The organism is Streptomyces sp. NL15-2K (assembly GCF_030551255.1).
GTDB lineage: Bacteria > Actinomycetota > Actinomycetes > Streptomycetales > Streptomycetaceae > Streptomyces.
This window is the reverse complement of the sequence record NZ_CP130630.1, coordinates 7,704,523-7,729,745: the sequence shown is the minus strand read 5'-3', so window position 1 is coordinate 7,729,745 and position 25,223 is coordinate 7,704,523. Positions and strand designations below refer to the sequence as shown.

Here is a 25,223-nt window from a genome sequence, read left to right as displayed (position 1 = left end):
GCCCGGCACAAGATGTATGCTCGTGCTCGCTGTCGCCGCAGGGGAATCCGGTGCGAATCCGGAACTGTCCCGCAACGGTGTACTCATGCGCGTATATGCGTGTATGAGCGTCAGTCCGAGGACCTGTCGACAGCGCGCCCGGCCGTCCGGTCCGGGTGTTCTTACGTCCGGGCCTCGTGGAGTGGGTCGGTGGACGCGACGCCGCGTGCGCTCGTGTGCTGCCCCCTGCCCTCCACCAGGCCCCTGTGCCGAGCGAGGGAGAGCCCCACGTGACCATCGCGCCCGCCGAACCGGTTTCAGCAGCCCTGGAGACCGACGGTCCCGGAACCGCGTTGCTGCGGACCCTGACCGAGCTGACCGCCGACCTGCCCGACGCCGACCCCGGCCGGGTCGCCGCCGCCGCGCTGCGCGGCCGGTCGGCGCGGGCCGACGAGACGGAGTTGCGCGAGCTGGCCACGGAGGCGGCCGCCGGCCTCATCTCCGAGGACCCGGTCTACTCGCGGCTGGCCGCCCGCCTGTTGACGATCGGCATCGCCGCGGAGGCCGCCTCGCAGGGCGTCACCTCCTTCACCGAGTCCGTCGCCGCGGGGCACCGGGAGGGGCTCATCGCCGACCGTACGGCCGAGTTCGTACGGGTCCACGCCGAGCGCCTCGACGCGCTGATCGACACGGACGCCGACGACCGCTTCGGCTACTTCGGCCTGCGCACCCTGCACAGCCGCTATCTGCTCCGGCACCCGATCACGCGCAAGGTGATCGAGACGCCCCAGCACTTCATGCTGCGGGTGGCGAGCGGCCTCGCCGAGGACGACACGTCCAGGTCGGTGGACGAAGTCGCCGCGCTCTACCGGCTCATGAGCCGCCTCGACTACCTGCCCTCCTCCCCCACGCTCTTCAACTCCGGCACCCGCCACCCCCAGATGTCGTCCTGCTACCTCCTGGACTCCCCCAAGGACGAACTGGACTCCATCTACGACCGCTACCACCAGGTGGCCCGCCTCTCCAAGCACGCCGGTGGCATCGGCATCGCCTACTCCCGCATCCGCTCCCGCGGTTCGCTGATCCGCGGCACGAACGGGCACTCCAACGGCATCGTCCCGTTCCTGAAGACCCTCGACGCCTCGGTCGCCGCCGTGAACCAGGGCGGCCGGCGCAAGGGAGCCGCCGCGGTCTACCTGGAGACCTGGCACTCCGACATCGAGGAGTTCCTGGAGCTGCGCGACAACACCGGTGAGGACGCCCGCCGTACGCACAACCTCAACCTCGCGCACTGGGTCCCGGACGAGTTCATGCGCCGCGTCGACGCCGACGGGCAGTGGTCGCTGTTCTCGCCGTCCGACGTGCCGGAACTGGTCGACCTGTGGGGCGAGGAGTTCGACGCTGCGTACCGGTCGGCCGAGAAGAAGGGGCTGGCGAAGAAGACCCTCCCCGCCCGTGACCTCTACGGCCGCATGATGCGCACCCTCGCGCAGACCGGCAACGGCTGGATGACCTTCAAGGACGCCGCCAACCGCACCGCCAACCAGACGGCCGAGCCGGGCCACGTGGTCCACTCCTCCAACCTCTGCACGGAGATCCTGGAGGTGACGGACGACGGGGAGACGGCGGTCTGCAACCTGGGGTCGGTGAACCTGGGTGCGTTCGTCTCCGGCGGCGACATCGACTGGGAGCGGCTGGACGAGACGGTCCGCACCGCCGTCACCTTCCTCGACCGGGTCGTCGACATCAACTACTACCCGACCGAGCAGGCGGGCCGCTCCAACTCCCGCTGGCGCCCGGTCGGCCTCGGCGCGATGGGCCTCCAGGACGTCTTCTTCCAGCTGCGCCTGCCCTTCGACTCGCCGGAGGCCAAGCGGCTCTCCACGCGGATCGCCGAGCGCATCATGCTCGCCGCGTACGAGGCCTCCGCCGACCTCGCCGAGCGGAGCGGCCCGCTGCCGGCCTGGGAGAAGACCCGGGCGGCCCGGGGCGTCCTCCACCCGGACCACTACGACACGGAGTTGACCTGGCCGGAGCGCTGGGCGGCCCTGCGGGAGCGGATCGCCTCCGTCGGCATGCGCAACTCGCTGCTGCTGGCGATCGCGCCCACCGCCACCATCGCCTCGATCGCGGGCGTGTACGAGTGCATCGAGCCGCAGGTGTCCAACCTGTTCAAGCGCGAGACGCTGTCCGGCGAGTTCCTCCAGGTCAACTCGTACTTGGTGAAGGAACTGAAGGCGCTGGGCGTGTGGGACGCGCGCACCCGTGAGGCGCTGCGCGAGGCGAACGGCTCGGTGCAGGACTTCGCCTGGATCCCCGAGGACGTACGGGCCCTGTACCGCACGGCGTGGGAGATCCCGCAGCGCGGCCTGATCGACATGGCGGCGGCCCGCACCCCGTTCCTGGACCAGTCCCAGTCGCTGAACCTCTTCCTGGAGACGCCCACCATCGGCAAGCTCTCCTCGATGTACGCGTACGCCTGGAAGTCCGGCCTGAAGACGACGTACTACCTGCGCTCGCGCCCGGCGACCCGCATCGCCCGCGCCGCCCGAGCCCAGGCTCAGCCCGAAAAGACCATCCCCGTACAGCAGCCGGCGCCCGAAGAGGCCGTCGCCTGCTCCCTGGAAAACCCCGAGTCCTGCGAGGCCTGCCAGTAATGACCACCCGTAACACGAACCTGCTCGACCCGGGCTTCGAGCTGACTCTGCGTCCCATGCGCTACCCCGACTTCTACGAGCGCTACCGGGACGCCATCAAGAACACCTGGACCGTGGAGGAGGTCGACCTCCACTCGGACGTCACCGACCTGGCGAAGCTGACGCCGGGTGAGCAGCACCTCATCGGCCGCCTGGTCGCCTTCTTCGCGACCGGCGACTCGATCGTCGCCAACAACCTGGTGCTGACCCTCTACAAGCACATCAACTCCCCCGAGGCGCGCCTGTACCTCTCGCGGCAGCTCTTCGAGGAGGCCGTCCACGTCCAGTTCTACTTGACCCTCCTGGACACCTACCTGCCCGACCCGGAGGACAGGGCCGCGGCCTTCGACGCCGTGGAGAACATCCCGTCCATCCGCGAGAAGGCCGAGTTCTGCTTCAAGTGGATCAACGAGGTCGAGAAGCTGGACCGTCTGGAGACGAAGGCGGACCGCCGCCGCTTCCTGCTCAACCTCATCTGCTTCGCCGCGTGCATCGAGGGCCTGTTCTTCTACGGCGCCTTCGCCTACGTCTACTGGTTCCGCAGCCGGGGTCTGCTGCACGGCCTCGCGACCGGCACCAACTGGGTGTTCCGCGACGAGACCATGCACATGAGCTTCGCGTTCGACGTCGTGGACACCGTCCGCAAGGAGGAGCCGGAGCTGTTCGACGACCAGCTCGAGCAGCAGGTCACCGACATGCTGCGGGAGGCCGTCGAGGCCGAGCTGCAGTTCGCGCGCGACCTGTGCGGTGACGGCCTCCCGGGGATGAACACCGACTCGATGCGGCAGTACCTGGAGTGCGTGGCCGATCAGCGTCTGACGCGCCTCGGCTTCGCTCCGGTGTACGGCTCCGAGAACCCCTTCTCCTTCATGGAGCTCCAGGGCGTTCAGGAGCTGACCAACTTCTTCGAGCGGCGTCCGTCGGCGTACCAGGTCGCGGTGGAGGGCACCGTGGACCTGGACGAGGACTTCTGATCCTCGTACGCCTCGCGGGCCTCCTGGGCCTCCCTGATCTGACGGTCGATGCGCCGGTCGCGCAGGATGCCGATCACTGACGGGAGGACCAGGAGGACGAGGATCCCGAGGACGGTGAGCATTCCGATCAGTCCTTGTGTCTGTGCGGTAGTCATGACACCACTGTCGCTCCGGACACTCCTTACCAACAGTGGCAGGACTGCCGTAGACCCTCGATTTACTGCCAGATCCGAGGCACACTGGCGGCATGTTGCAGAATGTGGCGGCCGTCCTGCTGGACGGCGTGCATCCCTTCGAACTCGGCGTCGTCTGCGAGGTCTTCGGCATCGACCGCCGCGACGAGGGTCTGTCGTTGTACGACTTCACGGTCGTCTCGGCGGAGGGCCCCTCGCTCAGCACGCACGTCGGCGGCCTCACCGTCTCCACGCCGTACGGCCTCGACCGGCTGGACGAGGCCGATCTGATCGCCGTGCCGGCCGGGAGCGACTACGTCACCCGGGAGTTTCCACCCGAGCTGCTCGACGCCCTGGTCCGGGCCGTGGACCGGGGTGCCCGGGTGCTCAGCGTCTGTTCCGGGGTGTTCGCGCTCGGTGCCGCCGGGCTGCTCGACGGGCGGCGGTGCAGTGTGCACTGGCGGCAGGCTGAGGAACTGGCCCGGCGCTACCCGAAGGCGATCATCGAGCCCGACGTGCTGTACGTCGACGAGGACCCGGTGATCACCTCGGCCGGCACCGCCGCCGGCATCGACGCCTGTCTGCACATCGTGCGCAAGGAACAGGGGCCGGAGGTCGCCAACAAGATCGCCCGGCGGATGGTGGTGCCGCCGCACCGGGACGGCGGGCAGGCCCAGTACATCGAGCGCCCGCTGCCGCGGTCCCAGTGCGACACGGTCGGCGGGGTGCTGGTGTGGATGGAACAGCACCTCGACGAGGAGGTCACCGTCGAGCAACTCGCCGACCTCGCGCACATGTCCCCGCGCACCTTCGCTCGCCGCTTCCAGCAGGAGACGGGGACGACTCCCTACCGCTGGATCCTGCGCCAGCGTGTGCTGCTGGCCCAGCGGCTGCTGGAGGCGACGGACGAGACGGTGGACACGATCGCCGGCCGGACGGGGTTCGGGAACGCGGCCGCGCTGCGCCACCAGTTCGTCCGGTCGGTGGGGACCACCCCGAACGCCTACCGGCGGACGTTCAGAGGACCCGAAGCCGGACCGGAAGCCGGACCCGAGTCCGGACCGGAAGCCGGACCGGAAGCCGGACCCGAGTCCGGACCGGAAGCCGGACCCGAGTCCGGACCGGAAGCCGGACCGGAGTCCGGACCCGAAGCGGGCCCCGGACCCGAAGCCGGATCGGACGCGGCCTGAACCGTCACCTGGGCACCGCCTTCAGCAGCAGCCGCTTCGGTCGCAGCGTGATCCCCACCAGGGGCGATTCGTCGGCCTCCGGCAGCCGTTCGAAGCGCCACTTCGGGATCACGGTCGCCAGGAGGATGCCGAGCCCAGCCACCGAGAAGTGGTCGGCCGGGCATTTCCGGTTGCCCGCGCTGAAGGGGCTCATCGCGTACTTCGGCACGTCCTCGGAACGCTCCGGAAGCCAGCGGTCCGGGTCGAAGTCGAGGGGGTGGTCGTAGGACCGCGGATCGCGCTGGAGGGCGAGCGGGCTGTAGACGATGTCCGCACCGGCCGGAATGCGATACCCGCCGAGTTCGTTCTCGGTCGTGGCCCGCCGCGTCAGAATCCATACGGCGGGTCGGAGGCGCAGCGCCTCCCAGACGACGTTGTTCGTATGCGTGAGCTTCCCGAGGTCGCCGAATGTGACCGGCCCGTCACCCACGACCGATTGCACCTCTTCCCTCACCCGGTCCGCCTGTTCCGGATGTTCGGCCAGCAATTGCAAGATCCACATCAACTGGGTCCCCACGGTTTCGCTGCCCGGGGTGAGAATCGCTATGACCTGGTCGTGGATCTCCTGTTCGTTGACCGGTTCACCATTTTCGTCCTTTGCCTCCAGCAGGGCCGTCAGCAAATCGTCGGGCTTGACGGCGGCGGCCCGGCGTTCGGCGATGACCTCGTCGGCCAGCCTGTGCAATTCGGCCAGTGCCCGGTCGAATTCCCGGTGGGACGGCAGCGGCAGCCGGTAGAGCGGGCCGAAGGAGAGGATCATGCGCCGGTACATGCCGCCGAACACCGTGGCGAGGGAGGTGCTCAGCCGCTCGGCCAGATCGTCGTTGTTCTCGATCTGCAGGAAGCACCGGGCCGTCATGCGCACGCCCACGCGGAATGCCTCGCGGGTGACGTCGATCGTGTCCCCCGGCTGCCAGCGCGCGGCGAGGGCGAGCGACTCCTCGACCATGACGCGCTCGTACTCGTGGATGACGTCCTTGCGGAACGAGGGCTGGATCGTCTGCCGCTGACGCCGGTGCAGCGCACCGTTGCTGGTCGCCACCCCCTTGCCCAGCAGCACCTCCAAGGTGTCCCACAGCGGCCCGCCGACCTCGTACGCCGGGCTGGTCAGCAGGGCGCCGCAGAGGTCGGGCGCGGTGACGGCGTACACCGTCTTCGGGCCCAGCCGCAGCCGGACCAGGTCGCCGTCGTCGCGCAGCCCGGCCAGGAAGCCCAGCGGGTCGCGGAAGAGCTTCCAGCCGTGGCCGAGGCCCGGCACTCCTCCGCCGGCGAGGGGCGGTTCACGCAGTTCCGATGCCCCTGTTCCCGGGGCGTCGGGCTGCACGGACTCGACGGTCATTTCTCACCTGCCGCTTCGTTGTTGACGTACGGGGGCGTGGACCGGTCGTCCCAGCTGTCGACCATGTACCGGCCGGACTCGTGGTGGAACCAGTAGACGGTGCTGAACCAGTTCCGCATATTGCAGACGCAGGTCCGTACGGCGGCGGCGAGTTCCTTTCCGCCGACCGAGCCGTCCTCGAAGTCGTCGGCGAGACGTAAGGCGTCCCGTTCGGCGACGAGGAATTCCTCTATACAGTGCTCGATGCGTTTCCGGACCTCCGTGACCGCCTCTTCCAGAGTCATTCCCTGGTGTTTGATGAGGCTGATTCCGAGATTGTGCACCTCGTCGCCCGCGATTTCCTTGGGGAGCGAGCAGAGGTCGTTGTACCAGGCCGCGAATTCCTGGCTGAGCAGCGCCGCCCGCCGATATGCCGGGTGTTTTCGTATGCCGTCGGGGAGTTCGCGTCCCGCGCTCGGCTCCAGCAGATCGGTCCAGATCCAGTGCGCGAAGGTGAGGCGGCGCAGTGCGAGGTATTCCTCGACCGTCGGGACGATCCCTTCGGTCCGGTTGCGGAATTCCCTGTCATATGCCTCGATCACCTCGTGGAAGTGGCGGGCGAACCGGGCGTTCCACGTCTGCGGCAGGAACGAGTACAGCCGCACCATGCTGTCCGCGAACGCGGCGACCAGGGGATCCTCGTGGTGCAGATGGTTCCTCGGGGCGTCCAGGGCCGCGTGCAACCGGAACCTGAGCCGCCGCCAGGCGGCCGGACGGCGGTGCACGATGTCACGGTCATGCCGGTCGTCCCAGACGAAGAACCACGCGCTGTAGTCCGCGATCGCCTGGAGGACGTCGTCGGGGGCGCCGATGTAGTACCCCGCCATGAGGTCGGTGTAGCACAGGCCGTCGGCATATTCCTCCACCTTGTCCGCCGGCATGAGCCGTTTTTCCAGTAGCCAGGTGCGGGTCTTCTCCTGGAGCCTTGGCCAATACGTGTGGAGTTGCCTGGGAAACGCCGCTTCGATCACCGGAAGAGAGAGCGATGGCGGGACCGGTACCGCCGTCGGTGTCGATGTGGTGCTGTACGGGAGAGCATGCACGAAACAAACCCCTCTCAGCCGCCAGTTACCGCACGCCCCCCGCTGTGCCGGGCGTGCGCCGTTGCGTATCCCCGCACTTCCATTCAGCACCACAACTGACCGATCTGGGAACGGATTTGCTCCATTCACTACCTCACAGTGCCGAGACCTCCCCCTGCGCGACTGATTCCCGATCACTGAGCGAGCGAAAGCGATCGAACGTGCGACGGACAGACGAACGGCGCCCGTTCGGGAAGGGACTCCCGAGCAGACGCCGTACGGAAGGAAGTTACGAGGCTGGGGGGAACCTCAGTCGTTGGCGACGACGGGGTAGCGAGGCTCGTTCTCGGCCATCTGCCGCAGCGCGTCCTTGCGTTCGCGCTTGGAGAGCCGGTCGATGTAGAGGTACCCGTAGAGGTGATCGGTCTCGTGCTGCAAACACCGAGCGAAGTAACCGGTGCCGCGCACCTTGATCGGGTTGCCCTTCTCGTCCTGCCCGGTCACCTCGGCGTAGTCCGGCCGGGCGAGCGCCGCGTACGCCGTCGGCACGGACAGGCAGCCCTCGTTGCTGTCGTCCAGCCGGCGCTTGTCGGCCGGCAGGTCGACGAGCCTCGGGTTGCAGACGACGCCCACGTGCCGCCGGCCCTCGTCGTCCTGGCAGTCGTAGACGAAGACCTTCAGGTCGACGCCGATCTGGTTGGCGGCCAGGCCCACGCCCTCGGCGGTGCGCTGCGAGGCGAACATGTCCGCGACCAGCTGGTCGAGCTCCGCGCCGAACTCGGTGACGTCCTTGCACTCCTTGTGGAGCACCGGGTTCCCGACGACCGTGATGGGCCGCGAGGTGCCACGCTCGCGGTACGCCTGCTCGCGCTCCTCGCAGTCCTCCGTGTCGACGACGAAGCCCTCGTCGTCGGCGGGGAGCACGCCCACGTGCTGCTGATCGGTGTCCTGCTGGGCCATGACCGACGTATGCCTTCCTGCACAAACCGAAGAACCGGAGAGGGGGTGTGATGCTGATACAGGGTACGGCGAATGTTCAGCAGACCTCTTCCAGATCCCGCCAGTCCCGGGAGTCCGGGCTGTCCGCGACCCATCCGTCCAGCAAGCCCCGAACGAGTGAGGCGGGCGCGGCGACGCCACACTCCCGCTCCGGCACCCACAACTGCCCGTCGGTCACATGCCCGAGCGGCCCGGGATGCCCCGGCTCACTGTGGTCGTGCGGGTCGAGATGCTCGCCGTCACCCTCGTCGGACGGCATCCGTGACTCCGAGCACATCCGGCACAGCAGCCGCACGGACGACGACCAGTCCTCGGCTGCGAACCCGGCGTCGGCCGCGAGCTGCTCCAGGGCGTCCCGGTCGGCCTCGGTCGCGGCCTCCAGCAGGACCACCCAGGTCGGCACGGGAGAAGGCGCCCACAGCTCGATCTCGTCGAACACCGGGTAGGCGTGCCCGGCGGCCGTGGTCCGCTCCCCGTGCGGCACGCCGTCGTGCAGCACGACCTCGCCCCAGCGCCGCCCGGACGAGGGAAGGGGAATGGACAGCACCTCGATGCGGGCGGGGTCGAGCCGCCGCCCCCACACCACCTCGGCCTCCCCCTCCGGGGACAGCCGTACGGCCGCACTGCCGAGGTCCATGCCCACGGGCTCACCCGAAGCGGTGGCACCGCCCGGCACCCGCAGCCCGTACGCCTGCCAGGCCCGCCGCGCCAGCGGCCAGTCCTGCAGCGCGGTGGCCGCGATGCCGACGTTCCACCAGTCAGGTGCGCCGGTCTCCCGGTCGAGCAGCGCCACGGCACGCAGACCAGCCGCCCGGGCCTGCTCCCAGTCGTGCCGGAACTTGTGCAGCAGGGCGAGGTTGAACCAGGACTCCGACAGCCAGGGCTCCAGATCGGCGGCCCGCGTCAGCAGCGCGCCCGCGTCCTCGTACCGGCCGTCGCCGATCAGCGTGAACGCGCGGTCTGTGGCCTGCCGCCAAGAGGCGGAGGGCCGGTGCCGTCCCTTGCCGAAGATCCTCACGATTCCCGCCTGCCAGTTCCGTGGAGTGGGCTGGCTGTGCCCCCGGACACCCTCTTTCTCGCATCCAACCATGTACGGCTGGAAGGGCGCTCATTACCCATGGGTTACCCAGCCCCGGGCAGGGTCAGACAGTCTCTTGCGAGTACCCGGGCCAGTGCCTCCACGACCTCCGGGGCGTACTCGCCGCCCGTCGCCAGGCGCAGCTCCTCCAGCGCCTTCAGGGGCCCGCCGGGCCCGGCGTCCCGCGCCTTCTCCTCGTACGCGTTCACCGCCCGTACGATCCGCGCGGCGACCGGCTGCTCCCCGCAGGGGTCGGCCTGCCGCTCCACGACCACGGCGACCGCCGCGTCGACCCCGGTCTGCCGGACGACGGCCCCGCCGAGCAGGGCGATGCGCCGCTGCTCGGCGACGGGCAGTTGGGCGGTGGCCCCCGCCGGCACGGGATCGACGAGGCTCAGCTGCCCGATGTCGTGCATCAGGGCCGCGTACTCCAGCACGATGAGCTCCGGCTCGGTGAGCCCCAGGTCCCGCCCCACGGCCTGGCTGAGCGCGGCCACGCGCCGGGCGTGCCCGGCCGGGGTGTATCCGGCGACCTCGGTGGCCCGGGCCAGGGAGGCGATGGTCTGCCGGTAGGTGGCCCGCACGGCGGCGTATCGGCGGAAGGAGACCTGGGTGAGCAGAAGGGGCAGCGAGAAGACGGGCAGCGCCCACAGCCCCACGACGGCGACCGCGAGCGCCATCACGGCCCCGGTCGCGCACACGGCGGACCCGATGCCCAGCAGCGCCCGCAGCTCGTCCCGCAGCAGCGGACCGAAGGGCCACCGGGTACGGGCGTGCGCGAGCGCCGCGGCGAGCGCGGCGTCGCACAGCGCGGTGAGGGCGAGCAGCGCGAGCAGCAGCAGGGCGTAGGCATGGCCGCCCCAGCCGCTGAACGTCCCCTGGTTGTACAGCGGCTGGAAGCACACGGCGGCGAATCCGACGGTGAGCAGGCGCCGGGCGAGGTGGTCGAGGGTGGGACCCGGCCCCCGCCCGATGTAGGGCACGCATCCGAGGAGGGAGGCGGCGAGGACGACGGTGACGACCTGGAGGACGCCGTGGTGGGTGGCCTGCCCGGCGTCCTCCCCGAGGAGGGCGTACGACAGCGCCCCCGCGGCCCCGAGCGGCGCGGCCTCCCGGACCCGGGCGCCGGTCCACCGGCTGAGCTCACCGACGGTGATCAGGACGCCGAACGCGAGGGCGATGCCGGGCTCCTCCAGGCCGGTCCAGAGGGTGGCGGTGAGGGAGCCGGCGGCGAGGAGGCCGGCGCAGGCGTGGATGAGGCGGAGAATCGACTGAGATGGCCGCGCCGTCATGGTGTGCTCCGGCCGACGGTGTCCGGGTGTGTCCGGCTGGAAACGGGTGCGTCCGGTGGGACGGTGCTGGGTGGATGGACGTCGTCCGCCGTGACCGCCGGATGCCATCCGTGCCGGCTCAACGCCCGCACCAGCGCCCGCACCATCATCGGGTCGAACTGGGCGCCCGCACACCGCTCCAGCTCCCGCAGGGCCACGTCGACGGGACGCGCCCGGCTGTAGCACCGCGTGGACGTCATCGCGTCGAACGCGTCCGCGACGGCCACCACTCGCGCCGACTCCGGAATCTGGCTGCCCCGCAGCCCGTACGGATACCCGCTCCCGTCCAGCCGCTCGTGGTGATGCAGGACGGCCGCCCGGGCCTCCCCGAGAAAGGAGATCCCCCGCACCATCTCGTGCCCGTACTCGGGATGCAGCTCGATCACCCGCCGCTCCTCGGGCGTCAACGGCCCGTCCTTGCGCAGCAACCGCGTGGGCACCCCCAGCTTCCCCACGTCGTGCAGAATCCCGGCGAACCGCAGCACCTCGACCCGCTCGTCGGACATCCCCAGCTCGCGCGCGATCATCATCGACGCCTGCCCGACCCGCTCACTGTGCCCGCGCGTGTACCCGTCCTTGATGTCGACGGCCTGCACGAGCGCCCGGATCGTCGCCCGGTGGGCCCCCCGCTCCCGGTGGTACTGGGCGAAGGCCCACCACGACACGCACATCGGCAGCAGCACGAGCAACGCGGCGACCGGCCCGTACGGACTCCGCCACAGGACGGCCATCATGATCCCGGCGAGGCCGTGCACGGCGATCGGCGCGAGCGACCGCGGGAACAAGCCCCGCCAGGCCCGTCGTACCGGAACCCGTTCCGCTACGGCGAGGATCCCCCCGTCCAGCACGCTCAGCACCAGGCAGAAGGCCGGCACCGCCACTCCGGCCGCCCCGAGCGCGTACGGCACGTCGCAGGCGCCGACGGCGTCCCGGCCGCCCAGCGCCCCGTGCACCCGTGCCGCCACCCACACAGCGACGGCGAGCTGGGCCGCCCGCCAGAGCCTGCGCAGCCACCGCGGTCGCTGCTCGACGGGAGACAGCAAGGCGCCCGGCAGGGGCACCAGCGCGGCGGCGGACGGCGGCAGCAGAAAGGCCGCGGCGAGCAGCACGGGGTAAAAGGTTCCGGCGAACCGCCACCGGGCGGGGACCTGTTCGCAGCAGCCGTACAGCACGGCGAGCAGCAGCACCGCCCACCAGGGCGTTCGCACGGTCGGCAGCGGTAACAGACAGATCAGCGCGCCGACGACGACGCAGGAGACGTACGCACGTGCCCGTACCGGAACATCCATCGTGCCCTCCCCCGGCCATGCCTGGTCCGGGTCCGGAGCCTAGGACGGCGGCAGGGGGGCGTGCGGGCTGTTGACCCGCCGATTAGCACGTTCGGGTGACGGGCTCAGGACTCCTGCGGAGTCGGCGGTGCGGCCGTCACATCGTGGTCGGGCACCGCCTGGCCGGAGCGGATCAGATCGAGCCGCCCCAGGACCTTGGAGCGCAGGTCGCTGGGCACGTCGTCATGCCCGCAGCACCGCTTGACGAGCTTCTTCACGGCCTGCTCCAGGCCGTACTTCTCCAGACACGGCGAGCACTCCTGGAAGTGCTGCTTGAACTTGTCGCGATCGACGTCCGGCATCTCACTGTCGAGAAACTCGTACAGATGATCGAGTACCTCACTGCAGTCCGTCTCGTGCGGCTCTCCGCAGCTCATGAGCCCGAGCCTTTCGCTTCGTTCGACTCTCCGGCGCCGGCCGGGACCAGTCCGCGCTCACGGGCGTAGTCCTCGAGCATGCCGCGCAGTTGACGGCGGCCCCGGTGCAGCCGGGACATCACCGTACCGATGGGTGTCCCCATGATGTCCGCGATCTCCTTGTACGCAAAGCCCTCTACATCCGCGAGGTAGACGGCGATGCGGAATTCCTCGGGGATCGCCTGAAGTGCTGCCTTCACGTCCGAGTCGGGCAGGTGGTCGAGCGCCTGCGACTCCGCGGAGCGCAGACCCGTCGACATGTGCGACTCGGCACGTGCCAGCTGCCAGTCCTCGATCTCCTCGGCCGCCGAGCGCTGGGGCTCACGCTGCTTCTTGCGGTACGAGTTGATGAAGGTGTTGGTGAGGATCCGGTACAGCCACGCCTTGAGGTTGGTGCCCTCGCGGAACTGGTGGAAGGACGCGTACGCCTTGGCATACGTCTCCTGCACCAGGTCCTCGGCGTCGGCCGGGTTGCGCGTCATGCGCAGCGCGGCCGAGTACATCTGGTCGAGGAACTCCAGCGCGTCGCGCTCGAAGCGCGCGCTGCGCTCGGCGGTCGACTCACTGTTGCCCGGGCCCTCGGGCTGCTCCGCCTGGCCGTTGTCGGTCCCTGCGTCGGTCCCAGTGACCGGACCCACCTCCTCCAGTGTCAGGGCGGAACCGAGACCGGTCCCACCAGAATCGGAGGATAGACGACGATCCGGTCCGCCCGCCGCCCGAATAGGGGCGGTCTTCGCCGCATGCAGCACCGTCCAGTCCAGGTCAGTGCGGCTGCTACGGCTCGAATCAGACTCCGCCGGGCGCAGCCCGTCCACGGGGTGGTGGCGGGAGGCGGGCGGGCAGAAGGTCGAACCCATGCGGCGGACTTCCTCTCGTACGGCGTCTGTGCTGTTTCTCGCAGCACTTCTGTCCGCCACAACCAAGGCCCGGTCCGCAACATTCCCGAGCCGTTACACCAGTGACACGGCCCACCTCACAACCCCGTCGGTGATGATCGCCAGGGCCTGCTCCTGGCTGATGTCCGCCCGCTTCGGCACGGCGAAGCCATGATCGCCGTACGGCACCTCGAGCAGTTCGTACGCCCCCTCGGGAAACTCCTCCGGCCTCCCCCAGGGGTCGTTGCCGCCCTGGACGACGAGGGTGGGCGCCCCGGTCCCGAGCAGTTCCTCGGCGCGGGACTTCTCGGGCTTGCCGGGCGGGTGCAGCGGGAAGGCGAGGGCGAGGACCGCGTGCGCGCCGAGTTCCGCGGCCGTACGGCAGGCGACGCGGGCCCCGGCGCTGCGGCCGCCGGAGATCACCGGCAGCCCCTCCTCGGCCAGCGCGGGCCGGATGCCCCGCCAGCCCACGTCCAGCGTCTTCGGCGCGGGCGCCATCTTCTTCCCGGCCACCCGCCAGGGCTGCTCCACCCGGGCGACGGTGACGCCGTGGGCGGGCAGGACGGCGGCGAGCGCCTGAAGGTCCCGCGCCTCGATGCCGCCGCCGGCACCGTGGCTCACCGCCAACACCAGCCGCGCCTTCTTGGCCCGGTGCCAGGTGATGCGGGCGGCACCGGCATCCGTTTCGATGATCTCCGTCACATTGATGTTCACGTGTCCCGTATCGGTGAAGCCTGCTGTTCTCAGACGAGTTGGCAGTTCAGCGTGGCTGGTCTCGGTGGTGCATGTGAGCCGGTGCCCGGTTTTCCGACTTCAGGGTGGTTTGGGTCTCATCTGATCTGGTCTGTGTCATCGAACCCTGGATGGTCGTCCCATGAGGGTTCGTGTGGGGACGGCGGTGCCTGAAGGGCCGCAGGGGGTTGAGCACGTTTCCGTGTACGCGGATGCGTCGAGGTACGAGATCGGCTGGGTTGAAGCGGACGGCGGGACGAGACGTCGGCCGTTGACCGAGGCCGGGGATGTCGCTTTCGAGGACGCGCTGCCGGTGCGGGACTTCCCGTCGTACCGCGGCCAGCGCCATTTTCCGGGGCTGTACTGGGCGGTGACGACCGGTCGGCATGTGGGGTTCGAATCGTGGCTGGAGCGGGATCACGCGATGCTGCTCGACTTCGATCCGCTGGTGACGGGGTTCTCCTCGCAGCCGTTCTGGCTGAGCTGGCGGGACGAGGGATCAGGCCGCAGCCGGTCACACGCTCCGGACTACTTCGCGCGGGCTGCGGACGGAAGTGGCCTGGTGGTGGACTGCCGTCCGGCGGACCGGATCGACCAGAGGGCCGCCGAGTCGTTCAAGCGGGCGCGGGAAGCGTGTGACGCGGTGGGCTGGGCCTACCGTGTCGCCAGTGAGATCGATCCCGTCCGAGTGGCGAATCTGCGCTGGCTGGCGGGCTATCGCCATCCGCGCTTCGCCGTGTCGGAGGGGATGACGGCGGCGGTCTGCGCGGCCTTCGCGACTCCCGCACCGTTGCTCGGGCAGGCTGCAACGCTGGGTGATCCGATCGGCGTGCTCCCGGTGGTCTTCCACCTGCTCTGGCGCGGGCTGCTGCGGGCCGACCTGGGCCGTCGCCTGAGTGATCGCACCGTGGTGATGACCGGGGAGGCGGGCCGGTGACTGCCTCGGGGCCTCGTGGAGTGCTGCGGGTCGGTGACCGGGTCCGGTTCGACGGACAGGTCCACCTCGTGGCGGGTCTGGCCGGCACCACGGTGCGGCTGCAGGGCGAGTCCGGCGGAGCATCGTTGGTGCTGTTCTCCCATCTGCTGGCGGCGGACGGCTTCGAGATGCTCGACTCCCTGCCCGAAGCGCCGGGGTTGCCGTCGTTCGGACTGCTGGACACCGTTCCCGAGCCCGCCCTGCGGCGGGCCCGGTTGCTTGAGCGGCACATGGTCGAGATGGAGACCGGACTGCTGCCCGGCGCGGAGCCGACCGCCAGGCCCCGGCCCGAGTACGACCCGAAGTGGCGCACGGTGAACGAACGGATCGCGGCGAAGGCGGAGGAACTGGCCGCTCTCGGGACGCCGATGACCGCCCGGACCCTGTTCCGGTTGCGGGGCTGCTGGCGCGAGCAGGGACTTTGGGGGCTGGTCGACCACCGTGCCACCCGCGTCTCCAAGCCGACCGGGCACGCGGACGAACGGCTGGTCACCGCCATCACGGAGGCACTGGCCGGGCAGGAGAAGCTGTCCACGGGAACCCGGAGCCGGGTGCTCCGCGAGGCTGAGCGGATCCTCGTCGAGCGTCACGGTGAGGGAGCCGTCGAGCTGCCTTCACGGTCCACCCTCTACCGGCTGGTGCGGTCCCTGTCGGAGGGGATGCACTCCTTCGGCACTGCCACGGCCCGCCGGTCACGAGCCCGCCGCCCGCAAGGGGTGTTCACCCCGTCGAAGGCCGCCCGGCCCGGCGAGGTCGTGCAGATCGACACCACCCCGCTGGACGTGCTGGCGATCCTGGACGACGGCGTGACGGGCCGGGTCGAGCTGACCATCGCGGTCGACGTCGCAACACGGACGATCTGCGCGGCCGTCCTGCGGCCTGCGGGCACCAAGGCCGTGGATGCGGCTCTACTACTGGCCCGCATCCTGGTCCCCGAGCCGATGCGGCCGGGCTGGCACGACGCTCTTCGGATGTCCGTCTCGCTCATCCCGCACGCGCGGCTGATGAGCGTGGATGCCCGCCTGGAACACGCCGCCGCGAAACCGGTGATCGTCCCGGACACCATCGTGGTCGACCACGGCAAGGTGTTCATCTCGGAGACGTTCGTGACGGCCTGCCAGACCCTGGGCGTCTCCGTCCAGCCGGCCCGGCCCGCCACCCCGACCGACAAAGGCGTGGTGGAACGCACCTTTTCCTCGATCAACACGCTGTTCTGCCAGCACGTCGCCGGCTACGTCGGCTCCAACCCCACCCGGCGTGGTGAGGACGTCCAGGCTGTTTGGACCCTGCGAGAACTCGCCGACCTCTTCGACGAATGGGTCGTTGCCCGATGGCAGACGAGGCCCCACGACAGCCTCCGCAGCCCGTTCCTGCCGGGCCAGGCTCTGTCCCCGAACGACGTCTACGCGATGCTTGTGGCCCGCAGCGGACACCTGCCGGTCTGCCTGACCGGCGACGACTACATCGAACTCCTGCCCGCGGAGTGGCGGAAGATCAACGACTACGGCGTCGTCATGGACTACCGCACCTACGACTGCCGCGACCTGGCGCCCTACCGGCGCCAGCCTTCTGGCGTCGACCTCAAGGGCGGCCTCTGGGAAGTCCACTACGACCCCTACGATCTGTCCCACATCTGGATCCGCGATCACCGGGCAGGCGGCTGGATCACCGTCCCCTGGACCCGGCTGGACTCCGTCTCCGCCCCCTTCGCCGACTTCACCTGGCGACACGCCCGTTCTGTCCTGGCCGCCCAGGGCGCCGACGACACCGACGAAGGCGCGATCGCCGCAGTTGTGGAAGACCTGCTCACCCGGGCTCAGAACGGCCCGGACCGCAAAGTTGCCGCCCGCACCCACGCGGCAGCCAGCCACCCCGTTCACCCTGGCCTTCGGCCTGCCCTCCCCGAAGAACCGCAGGAAGGCCCGGAGGACGAGGACCAACCAGTCGGCAAGGTCATTCCCTTCGGGGTCTTCGACGCCTTCACCGACGGGAGCCGTCCATGAACCCGCCCCCGGACGCCGGGCAGGAACCAGAGGACGTCCACCCGCTGAGCACGAAGGAGGGCTGGGCATGCTTCGTCGCCGAAGAGACCATGCCTCCCGAGGTGCTCTCACCCGCCGCAATTCAGCGTCTGAGTCCGGACCAGCGGACTGCCCGTGAGCGTGAACGCGAGGACTATCACGCGCAGTTGGTCATCGTCCGCACTCCCACGATCCAGCACGTCACCACCACCGGCCGCAAGCGGATCCTCCTCAACCGTCGCCAGCAGTCGGCCCGCCGCGGACTGATCGTCAGCGGGCCCGCGGGCACGGGAAAGACCACCGCGATCACGCAGCTCGGCAAGAACTACGAACTCCTCGGCCGCCGCCGCGGCGAAGTCGGGCACCAGGCCCTGCCCGTCGTCTATGTCACCGTCCCGCCCGCAGCGACACCCAAGATGCTCGCGGTCGAACTCGCCCGCTTCATCGGCCTGCCGCTGCCCAGCCGTTTCAGCCAGGTCGACATCACCAACCGCGTCTGCGACCTGCTCTGCAGCAGGAGCTGCCGCCTGGTGCTGATCGACGAGCTCCATAACCTCGACATCCGCACCAAGACCGGCGCCGAAGCCTCCGATCAGATCAAGTATCTGTCCGAGCGCATCCCGGCGACGTTCGTCTTGGCCGGAGTCGATGTTGAGGACACTGGGCTGTTCACGGGCCGCCGCGGCGGGCAGATCGCCAGCCGCTACACCGAGATCACCACTCGCCCCTTCCCCCACAAGACGGCCAAGGACAAAGAAGCCTGGCAGTCCTTGGTGACCACGCTGGAGGAGGCCCTACGGCTTTATGCCCACCGCCCGCAGACCCTCCTCAAGCTGAGCGCCTACCTGCACGACCGCACCGGGGGCATGATCGGCAGCCTGTCCCACCTCGTCCGCGAAGCCGCACTGGACGCCATCATCAGCGGCACAGAGAAGATCACACGCACCGGACTCGATGAAGTCGAACTCGACCGGGCCGTTGCACAGCAGACCAGACGCCGTCCCTCGACTCCCGCGACGAGGAAGGCCAGTTGAGTACACACCCGCGCATACTGCCTGTCCCCCTCTCGCCAGTGCACCGCGAGACGGTCGGCTCCTATCTGAACCGGCTCGCGGACGCCAACCGCCTGCCGGTCCGCTATCTGGCCGGTCTTCTCGGTCACAACCGTCATCACCGCCGTGACGACAACCGCACGGACCACTGGACCCCACGGGCCCTGCTCGGACTATCCGCCCTGACCGGCCGGGCACCCGCCGAACTCGTGCATGCGATGCCAGCTCTCGCCGAACTCAGCGAGGGCCAACGAATCGGTCCACGCCCGAGCACCGGCCACGGCGATGCCCTTCACCGTCCGGCATGCCGCCCCTGCATGGCCCGGCGCGGAATCGACGGCCTCGTCGTCCGCGAGACCCTGCCCCACGAAGCAGTCTGCCCACGACATCACCGCTGGCTCCTGGGCGACGAGCAGCATCTCCTCCGCGTTCTGCCCGACGTTCGCAGAGCCAACCAGCGCCACCGGCGACTCACGAGCCGCCGCAGGGGCTCCGCCCCCGAGCAGAGCTACCGCACCGCACGTGACAGCTTGCTGAAGTGGTTCCACACCGCCGCCGAGACACAGCTCCAACAGCGGTGGACGGACCGGATTCATCTCCTCGGCGAAGACATCTACGGAGACCCACTCCGCCCGTCTCCGAACCGCATCGAGATCGCGACCTACCCCGAAACGGTCATCCTCACCAGCCTGCTCTCATCACCGCACTGGCGCGATCACCAGGAATCGGCCCCGGAGATCGCACGCCGGTTCCAGCTCAAGGCAGGGAGCCGCGAGCTGGCAGCCCTCCAGAAACTGGCAACTTCCCTGAGACCGAGGCTCTCCCTGTCTCAATCAGACTGACAACCCGCAGGTCAGCGGTCCTACCGCTTCCACCCTCGTTGACCCACGAAGTCCTGGTCGAACCCGCCGCACAGCCCCTGACACATCAAGGTGCGGCACCGTCTCACTCCAAGATGACAACTCCCAGCTCAGAGCCAGGCAGTCCACCAACCTCATTGAGAACGGACATCACGTTCGCGTTCGCGTTCACGTCAGAAGAGTGTGCCCTCCACGGGCCCCTCCAGCTCCTTGAGCAGCTCCGCGCCGTTGTTGCGGACGTTGCTCACCGCGGTCGTCACCGGGTACGCCCGCATCAGCCCCTCGGGCGGCGCCGCGAGCAGCGAGCGCAGGTCGTCGTGGTCCGTGCGGGACGGGTCGAGCCAGGAGTCCCAGCGGTCCGGCGTCAGCATCAGGGGCATCCGGGGGTGGATCTCGGCCAGGGTGTGCGGTCCCTCGGCGGGCGACACCGCGAGCGGGCTCTGCTCCGCCTCCGTGGTGATGACGGAACACGTCACCCACCAGGCCTGCGGGTGGTCGTCGGGCAGCGTCTTGTCCCGCCAGAACTCGTACAGCCCGGCCATCGCGAACACCGACCCGTCGGCGGGGAGAACGAAGTACGGCTGCTTGCGCGGCCGCTTCTTCCTCCCCTCGACCTCCAGATCCCGCTCCTGCTTGGAAGTGACCCACTCGTAGTAGCCGTCGGCGGGGATGATGCAGCGCCGGGTGGCGAAGGCGCGGCGGTACGACGGCTTCTCGTGGACGGTCTCCGCCCGCGCGTTGATCATCCGGGCCGCGCCCTCGGGGGTCTTCGACCAGCTCGGCACCAGCCCCCACTTCAGCTTCCGCAACTGTCGAACCGGTTTGGGGTCTTCCACGTCCTTAAGAGGACGGTCGAGGACTGCGTAGACCTCTTTGGTCGGGGCCACGTTGTAGTCGGGTGCCAGGGTCTCCTCGGGTTCCCACTTCTCGATCTCAAAGATTCCTGCGAGATCCTCGGGCCCACGACTGGCTGCATACCGTCCGCACATACGTGCCACACTGCCAGATTCGACGAGACCTCAGGGAGCTACCGCCGAACATGCACACCACCGCATCCGACTCGCTCGCCTCCCTCTGGGACGAGGTCTCCGGCACCCAGCCCGACCCCGACCTGTGGGTGGTGATCGCGGCCCTCGTCGCCGCGCTCGCCGTGGTCGTCCCGCACAACTTCTGGCGCATCTCGCGCAACGCCATCACCATCGCGCACGAGGGTGGCCACGGCCTGGTCGCGCTGCTCACCGGCCGCACCCTCACCGGCATACGGCTGCACTCGGACACCAGCGGCCTGACCGTGAGCCGCGGCAAGCCGCACGGACTCGGCATGATCCTCACCGCGTCCGCCGGCTACACCGCTCCCCCGCTCCTCGGCCTGGGCGGCGCCGCCCTGCTCGCCGCCGGGCACATCACGCTGCTGCTGTGGGCGGCGACCGTCCTGCTGGTGGCGATGCTGGTGATGATCCGCAACGCGTACGGCGCCCTGACGGTGGTCATCACGGGCGCCACGTTCGTGGTGGTGTCCTGGCTGACGGGACCGCAGGTGCAGGCGGCGTTCGCGTATGTGGTGGTGTGGTTCCTGCTGCTGGGCGGCGTGCGGCCGGCGTTCGAACTCCAGATGAAGCGCTCACGGGGAGGGGCGGGAGACTCGGACGCGGACCAGCTGTCGCGGCTGACGCATGTACCAGCGGGCATGTGGCTGTTTCTGTTCCATGTGGTGTCGCTGTGCTCGCTGATAGGTGGCGGCCGCTGGCTACTGGGGGCATGACCGGCCAACCCCAGGGGCGCGGGGCTGTGTCGACATGCGGCTGCGCCGTGGGCGCGATCAGCCCCCACGGCGCAGCACCCGAAGGACAGCCGACCATTAAAGTGGGGCCCATGGCCCCGAACGACGCACACACCGCCCTCTGGCCCGCCCCGCACGCGAGCGGAGCCGTCGACGCGACGGTCCACGTGCCCGGGTCCAAGTCGGTCACCAACCGCGCCCTGGTGCTGGCCGCCCTCGCCTCCGAGCCCGGCTGGCTGCGCCGCCCGCTGCGCTCCCGCGACACCCTGCTGATGGCGGGCGCCCTTCGGGCGATGGGCGTGGAGATCGAGGAGACGGTGTCGTCCAGCTCCACCGTCGCGGGCGGCCCGGACAGCACGGGTGAGGCCTGGCGCGTGCTTCCGACCGGCCTGCACGGCCCGGCCACCGTCGACGTCGGCAACGCCGGCACGGTGATGCGCTTCCTTCCGCCGGTCGCCGCGCTCGCCGACGGCCCCATCCGCTTCGACGGCGACCCGCGGTCGTACGAGCGTCCCCTGAACGGCGTGATCGACGCCCTGCGCGTCCTCGGCGCCCGCATCGACGACGACGGCCGCGGCGCGCTGCCGCTGACGGTGCACGGCGGCGGGGCGCTGGACGGCGGCCCGGTGGAGATCGACGCGTCCTCGTCGTCGCAGTTCGTCTCGGCCCTGCTCCTGTCCGGCCCGCGCTTCAACCAGGGCGTCGAGGTCCGCCACACCGGCTCCACGCTGCCCTCCATGCCGCACATCCGGATGACCGTCGACATGCTGCGCTCGGTCGGCGCCCAGGTCGACACCCCGGAGTCGGGCGGCGAGCCGAACGTCTGGCGGGTCACCCCGGGCGCCCTGCTCGGCCGCGACCTGACCATCGAGCCGGACCTGTCCAACGCCCAGCCGTTCCTGGCGGCGGCCCTTGTCACCGGCGGCCGGGTCGTCGTCCCCGACTGGCCGGCCCGCACCACCCAGCCCGGTGACCGGCTGCGGGAGATCTTCACCGAAATGGGCGGTTCCTGCGAACTCACCGAGTACGGCCTGGTGTTCACCGGCTCGGGGTCCATCCACGGCATCGACGTGGACCTGGGCGACGTGGGCGAGCTGACCCCCGGCATCGCCGCGGTCGCCGCCCTCGCGGACTCCCCCTCCACCCTCCGCGGCGTGGCGCACCTGCGCCTGCACGAGACGGACCGCCTGGCCGCGCTCACCAAGGAGATCAACGAGCTCGGCGGCGATGTCACGGAGTCCGCCGACGGCCTGCACATTCGCCCGCGCCCGCTGCACGGCGGGACCTTCCACACGTACGAGGACCACCGGATGGCGACGGCCGCCGCGATCATCGGCCTGGTGGTCGAGGGGGTGCGGATCGAGAACGTGGCGACGACGGCGAAGACCCTCCCGGACTTCCCCGACCTGTGGACCGGGATGCTACGAGGCGTGGAGACCCAGGGATAAGGTCATGCGCCGCTACGGCAAGCACACCGACGAGGACGACATCCGCTCCCGCCCGAACCGCAAGGGCAACCGGCCGCGTACGAACATCCGGCCCAAGCACGAGGACGCGGCCGAGGGGATGGTCCTCACCGTCGACCGGGGCCGGCTGACGTGCCTGGTCGAGGGCAGGATCGTGATGGCGATGAAGGCCCGCGAGCTCGGCCGCAAGGCGGCGATCGTGGGCGACCGGGTGGCACTGGTCGGCGACATGTCCGGCAAGAAGGACACGCTCGCCAGGATCGTCCGCATCGAGGAGCGCACGTCGGTGCTGCGCCGCACCGCGGACGACGACGACCCCTACGAGCGCGTGGTGGTCGCCAACGCCGACCAGCTCGCCATCGTCACGGCCCTCGCCGATCCCGAACCCCGCCCCCGCCTGATCGACCGGTGCCTGGTGGCGGCGTTCGACGGCGGCCTGGAACCCCTGCTGGTCATGACGAAGTCGGACCTGGCCCCGCCGGACAAGCTCCTGGAGCTGTACGGCGACCTGGACATCCCGTACGTGGTGACGAGCCGCGAGGAGCTGCAGAGCGGGGCGGCGGTGGCCCGGGTGCGCGAGCAGCTCGACGGCAAGATCACTGCCTTCGTCGGTCACTCCGGCGTCGGCAAGACGACCCTGGTCAACGCGCTGGTGCCGCAGGAGCAGCGGCGTTCGACGGGACACGTCAACGCCGTGACGGGCCGCGGCCGCCACACCACGACCTCGGCGCTGGCCCTGCCGCTGGCGGGCGACGGGGGGTGGGTGGTCGACACGCCTGGCGTACGGTCGTTCGGCCTGCACCACGTGAACCCGTCCCGGGTGATCCACGCCTTCCCCGACCTGGAGCCCGGCACGCAGAACTGCCCCCGCGCGTGCAGCCACGACGAGCAGGACTGCGCGCTGGACCAGTGGGTGGCCGACGGCCACGCGGATCCGGCCCGCCTGTACTCGCTGCGCCGGCTCCTGTCGACGAGGGAGCGGAAGGAAGGCGACTGAGGAAGGCTGCCGGGATGCGTCCGGGGACGCGTCCGGGGACGCATCCGGGGAAGGCTGCTGACCTCTGCGTTGTTTGTCTTGACGTAGGTCCGGTAAGGGCATAATCGCACCGAGCCCGGATCGAAGCCTGAGCGAAGCCTGATGAAGCGGTCACAAAACGCTGGGACACGTGGACTTACGGGAGGACAGCACATGGCGTGGCTGCTGGTCATCGTGGCCGGGTTGCTCGAGACCGGTTTCGCCGTCTGTCTGAAGCTGTCGCACGGCTTCACCAGACTCTGGCCGACCGTTGCCTTCTGCATCTTCGCCCTGGGCAGTTTCGGTCTGCTGACCCTGTCGCTGAAGAAGCTCGACGTGGGCCCGGCGTATGCCGTGTGGACGGGCATCGGCGCGGCGGGAACCGCGATCTACGGCATGATCTTCCTCGGCGACCTCGTCTCGACCCTGAAGATCGTCTCGATCAGCCTGGTGATCATCGGCGTGATCGGACTCCAGCTGTCCGGTTCCGCCCACTGAGCCGTCAGCCCGTCAACTGCCGTTGCAGCACGCTCCGTACGAGATCCGCCACGCCGCCCTCGCCGGGCGGGGCCGCCACGCAGGACAGGGCGAGGCGGACGACGAGTTCGCAGGAGCGGGCCAGTTCGGCGACCTCCGACTTGGCCGCGCCGGGACCGGAGAGAACCGCCACGGCCCGATCACGCACCAAGGCCACGAAGTCGCCGGGTGACGGCAGCGGGCCGTCCGCCCGGCGCTGCGCGGGGACGGCCGAGGAGGACGGCACGGCCTTCAGCGTCGGTGAGGGCAGCCGCTCGCTCCAGCAGCCGGTGAGCATGGCTCGCACGAGGGCGTTCTCACGGGCCGTCGACGCCGTCCACTCGGCGGTGGCGGTCAGCCGCTCCCGGACGTCGCCGTGCGCGGTCAGCGCCCGCTCGACGCCGGTGAGATACCCGTCCGCTTCCCGCCTGACGAGGGCCCGGGCCAGCCCTTCCTTGCTCCCGAACTCGTTGTACAGCGTCTGCCGGGACACTCCGGCCGCCGCGGCCACGTCCACCATCCGCACAGCGGACCACGGCCGGCGCGCCAGCGCCGTGTAAGCGGCGTCCAGCAGGGATTCCCGCGCTGCAGGCATCTCGCCTCCCTGGGCGATCGGCTCTGCGCCCCAGATTTGACGCGCACAGGGGCACTGTCAAGGGTTCGCGGCGGCACACGGGGGCGCGCGACACCCGCCGGGCTACGGCTGACCAACACCGCGGGGCGGCGGCTGACCAACACCGTGGGCTACGGCTGACCAACACCGTGGGGCGGCGGGCAGCCGCTGCCGTCAGGCTGCGAGCAGCCACTGCCACCAAGCCGCGGGCACTGCCCCATCCCACCACCAGCCGAGGCCGCCAAGCCGCGGGCACCGCCCCGCCCCACCGCCAGCCACCGCCACCAAGCCGCAGGCCCCACACCCCGCCCCACCGCCAGCCGAAGCCAACAAGCGCAGGCCCCACCCCATCGCCAGCCGACGCCACCAAGCCGCAGGCGCCGCCCCACCCCACCACCAGCCGAGGCCGCCAAGCCGCGGGCACCGCCCCGCCCCACCGCCAGCCACCGCCACCAAGCCGCAGGCCCCACACCCCGCCCCACCGCCAGCCGAAGCCAACAAGCGCAGGCCCCACCCCATCGCCAGCCGACGCCACCAAGCCGCAGGCGCCGCCCCACCCCACCACCAGCCGAGGCCGCCAAGCCGCGGGCGCCGCCCCCGCCCCGCCGTCAGCCTGCGGGCAGTCGTGCCGCTGAGGCGGCTCCCGACCCACAGAAGGCGGCACCCCGTAGCGCCGGGCCGCGCGACCCACCCCCCGCCCAGCACCAACGCCGG

Annotated in this window: 22 protein-coding genes, 1 pseudogene and 1 riboswitch; of the genes and pseudogenes, 11 read left to right on the top strand and 12 right to left on the bottom strand. The window is 70.0% G+C overall.

Translation table 11 applies throughout. The features are described from left to right. The first annotated feature begins 41 nt into the window (after positions 1 to 41). Positions 42 to 124: riboswitch (cobalamin riboswitch) on the top strand. Between the two features lie 145 nt (positions 125 to 269). Further along, positions 270 to 2,636, top strand: coding sequence for a ribonucleoside-diphosphate reductase subunit alpha (locus Q4V64_RS34975; RefSeq protein WP_124439231.1), 2,367 nt, complete (start codon positions 270 to 272; stop codon positions 2,634 to 2,636). Continuing rightward, a complete protein-coding gene (locus Q4V64_RS34970; RefSeq protein ID WP_124439232.1) occupies positions 2,636 to 3,649 on the top strand; it encodes a ribonucleotide-diphosphate reductase subunit beta in 1,014 nt (337 codons plus the stop codon). Before Q4V64_RS34975 ends, Q4V64_RS34970 begins: the two co-directional genes overlap by 1 nt. On the opposite strand, the gene Q4V64_RS34965 is transcribed toward Q4V64_RS34970, so the two are convergent. Then, positions 3,562 to 3,804 (bottom strand): hypothetical protein, encoded by a 243-nt coding sequence (locus Q4V64_RS34965; protein WP_124439233.1) that lies wholly within the window; start codon positions 3,802 to 3,804, stop codon positions 3,562 to 3,564. The genes Q4V64_RS34970 and Q4V64_RS34965 overlap by 88 nt on opposite strands. A 92-nt stretch (positions 3,805 to 3,896) precedes the next feature. Here Q4V64_RS34965 and Q4V64_RS34960 point away from each other — a divergent pair. After that, positions 3,897 to 4,856: pseudogene (locus Q4V64_RS34960) on the top strand (helix-turn-helix domain-containing protein); the annotation flags it as partial. Between the two features lie 160 nt (positions 4,857 to 5,016). Here Q4V64_RS34960 and Q4V64_RS34955 read toward each other — a convergent pair. The 9 genes from Q4V64_RS34955 to Q4V64_RS34915 all read right to left on the bottom strand — a co-directional run bounded on the left by Q4V64_RS34955 (position 5,017) and on the right by Q4V64_RS34915 (position 14,180). After that, positions 5,017 to 6,390, bottom strand: a complete 1,374-nt coding sequence (locus tag Q4V64_RS34955) for a cytochrome P450 (RefSeq protein ID WP_124439235.1) — start codon at positions 6,388 to 6,390, stop codon at positions 5,017 to 5,019. Continuing rightward, on the bottom strand, positions 6,387 to 7,472 hold the full coding sequence (gene cyc1, locus Q4V64_RS34950; RefSeq protein ID WP_124439236.1) for an epi-isozizaene synthase: 1,086 nt from the start codon (positions 7,470 to 7,472) through the stop codon (positions 6,387 to 6,389). The genes Q4V64_RS34955 and cyc1 overlap by 4 nt, the downstream gene beginning before the upstream one ends. A gap of 288 nt (positions 7,473 to 7,760) precedes the next feature. Further along, complete coding sequence (gene def, locus Q4V64_RS34945; protein WP_124439237.1) at positions 7,761 to 8,411, bottom strand: peptide deformylase; 651 nt, start codon at positions 8,409 to 8,411, stop codon at positions 7,761 to 7,763. 76 nt (positions 8,412 to 8,487) lie between these two features. Continuing rightward, on the bottom strand, positions 8,488 to 9,468 hold the full coding sequence (locus tag Q4V64_RS34940; RefSeq protein WP_124439238.1) for a hypothetical protein: 981 nt from the start codon (positions 9,466 to 9,468) through the stop codon (positions 8,488 to 8,490). A gap of 104 nt (positions 9,469 to 9,572) precedes the next feature. After that, positions 9,573 to 10,820 (bottom strand): HD domain-containing protein, encoded by a 1,248-nt coding sequence (locus Q4V64_RS34935; protein ID WP_124439239.1) that lies wholly within the window; start codon positions 10,818 to 10,820, stop codon positions 9,573 to 9,575. Continuing rightward, positions 10,817 to 12,148 (bottom strand): HD-GYP domain-containing protein, encoded by a 1,332-nt coding sequence (locus Q4V64_RS34930; protein ID WP_124439240.1) that lies wholly within the window; start codon positions 12,146 to 12,148, stop codon positions 10,817 to 10,819. The genes Q4V64_RS34935 and Q4V64_RS34930 overlap by 4 nt, the downstream gene beginning before the upstream one ends. Before the next feature lie 104 nt (positions 12,149 to 12,252). Next, entirely contained in the window at positions 12,253 to 12,564 is a 312-nt protein-coding gene (gene rsrA, locus Q4V64_RS34925) for a mycothiol system anti-sigma-R factor (protein ID WP_124439241.1), read from the bottom strand. Then, on the bottom strand, positions 12,561 to 13,241 hold the full coding sequence (sigR, locus tag Q4V64_RS34920) for an RNA polymerase sigma factor SigR (protein ID WP_216377584.1): 681 nt from the start codon (positions 13,239 to 13,241) through the stop codon (positions 12,561 to 12,563). The genes rsrA and sigR overlap by 4 nt, the downstream gene beginning before the upstream one ends. A 312-nt stretch (positions 13,242 to 13,553) precedes the next feature. Beyond that, positions 13,554 to 14,180, bottom strand: a complete 627-nt coding sequence (locus Q4V64_RS34915) for an alpha/beta family hydrolase (protein ID WP_124439242.1) — start codon at positions 14,178 to 14,180, stop codon at positions 13,554 to 13,556. A 301-nt stretch (positions 14,181 to 14,481) separates the two neighbouring features. On the opposite strand from Q4V64_RS34915, the gene Q4V64_RS34910 reads away from it, so the two are divergent. The 4 genes from Q4V64_RS34910 to Q4V64_RS34895 are packed head-to-tail and all read left to right on the top strand — an operon-like array spanning position 14,482 to position 19,101. Continuing rightward, complete coding sequence (locus tag Q4V64_RS34910; RefSeq protein ID WP_253267553.1) at positions 14,482 to 15,147, top strand: TnsA-like heteromeric transposase endonuclease subunit; 666 nt, start codon at positions 14,482 to 14,484, stop codon at positions 15,145 to 15,147. Beyond that, positions 15,144 to 17,189, top strand: coding sequence for a Mu transposase C-terminal domain-containing protein (locus Q4V64_RS34905; RefSeq protein ID WP_124445746.1), 2,046 nt, complete (start codon positions 15,144 to 15,146; stop codon positions 17,187 to 17,189). Before Q4V64_RS34910 ends, Q4V64_RS34905 begins: the two co-directional genes overlap by 4 nt. Beyond that, the gene (locus tag Q4V64_RS34900; protein ID WP_172629638.1) at positions 17,186 to 18,241 is read left to right on the top strand and encodes an AAA family ATPase; all 1,056 of its coding nucleotides are present in this window, start codon (positions 17,186 to 17,188) and stop codon (positions 18,239 to 18,241) included. Before Q4V64_RS34905 ends, Q4V64_RS34900 begins: the two co-directional genes overlap by 4 nt. Before the next feature lie 38 nt (positions 18,242 to 18,279). After that, positions 18,280 to 19,101 (top strand): TniQ family protein, encoded by an 822-nt coding sequence (locus Q4V64_RS34895; protein ID WP_253267552.1) that lies wholly within the window; start codon positions 18,280 to 18,282, stop codon positions 19,099 to 19,101. 191 nt (positions 19,102 to 19,292) lie between these two features. Here Q4V64_RS34895 and Q4V64_RS34890 read toward each other — a convergent pair whose 3' ends face one another. Then, on the bottom strand, positions 19,293 to 20,108 hold the full coding sequence (locus Q4V64_RS34890) for an SOS response-associated peptidase (protein WP_124439255.1): 816 nt from the start codon (positions 20,106 to 20,108) through the stop codon (positions 19,293 to 19,295). A 50-nt stretch (positions 20,109 to 20,158) separates the two neighbouring features. On the opposite strand from Q4V64_RS34890, the gene Q4V64_RS34885 reads away from it, so the two are divergent. The 4 genes from Q4V64_RS34885 (at position 20,159) to Q4V64_RS34870 (ending at position 23,878) form a co-directional block, all read left to right on the top strand. Next, positions 20,159 to 20,881, top strand: coding sequence for a M50 family metallopeptidase (locus Q4V64_RS34885; protein WP_124439256.1), 723 nt, complete (start codon positions 20,159 to 20,161; stop codon positions 20,879 to 20,881). A gap of 110 nt (positions 20,882 to 20,991) precedes the next feature. After that, on the top strand, positions 20,992 to 22,347 hold the full coding sequence (gene aroA / locus Q4V64_RS34880; protein WP_124439257.1) for a 3-phosphoshikimate 1-carboxyvinyltransferase: 1,356 nt from the start codon (positions 20,992 to 20,994) through the stop codon (positions 22,345 to 22,347). A 4-nt stretch (positions 22,348 to 22,351) separates the two neighbouring features. Continuing rightward, positions 22,352 to 23,362 carry a ribosome small subunit-dependent GTPase A gene (rsgA, locus tag Q4V64_RS34875; protein ID WP_124439258.1) on the top strand — a complete coding sequence of 337 codons (1,011 nt, stop codon included), beginning with the start codon at positions 22,352 to 22,354 and terminating at the stop codon, positions 23,360 to 23,362. Between the two features lie 192 nt (positions 23,363 to 23,554). Then, a complete protein-coding gene (locus tag Q4V64_RS34870; protein WP_124439259.1) occupies positions 23,555 to 23,878 on the top strand; it encodes a multidrug efflux SMR transporter in 324 nt (107 codons plus the stop codon). 4 nt (positions 23,879 to 23,882) lie between these two features. On the opposite strand, the gene Q4V64_RS34865 is transcribed toward Q4V64_RS34870, so the two are convergent. After that, positions 23,883 to 24,491 (bottom strand): TetR/AcrR family transcriptional regulator, encoded by a 609-nt coding sequence (locus tag Q4V64_RS34865; RefSeq protein WP_124439260.1) that lies wholly within the window; start codon positions 24,489 to 24,491, stop codon positions 23,883 to 23,885. Positions 24,492 to 25,223: the final 732 nt, after the last annotated feature.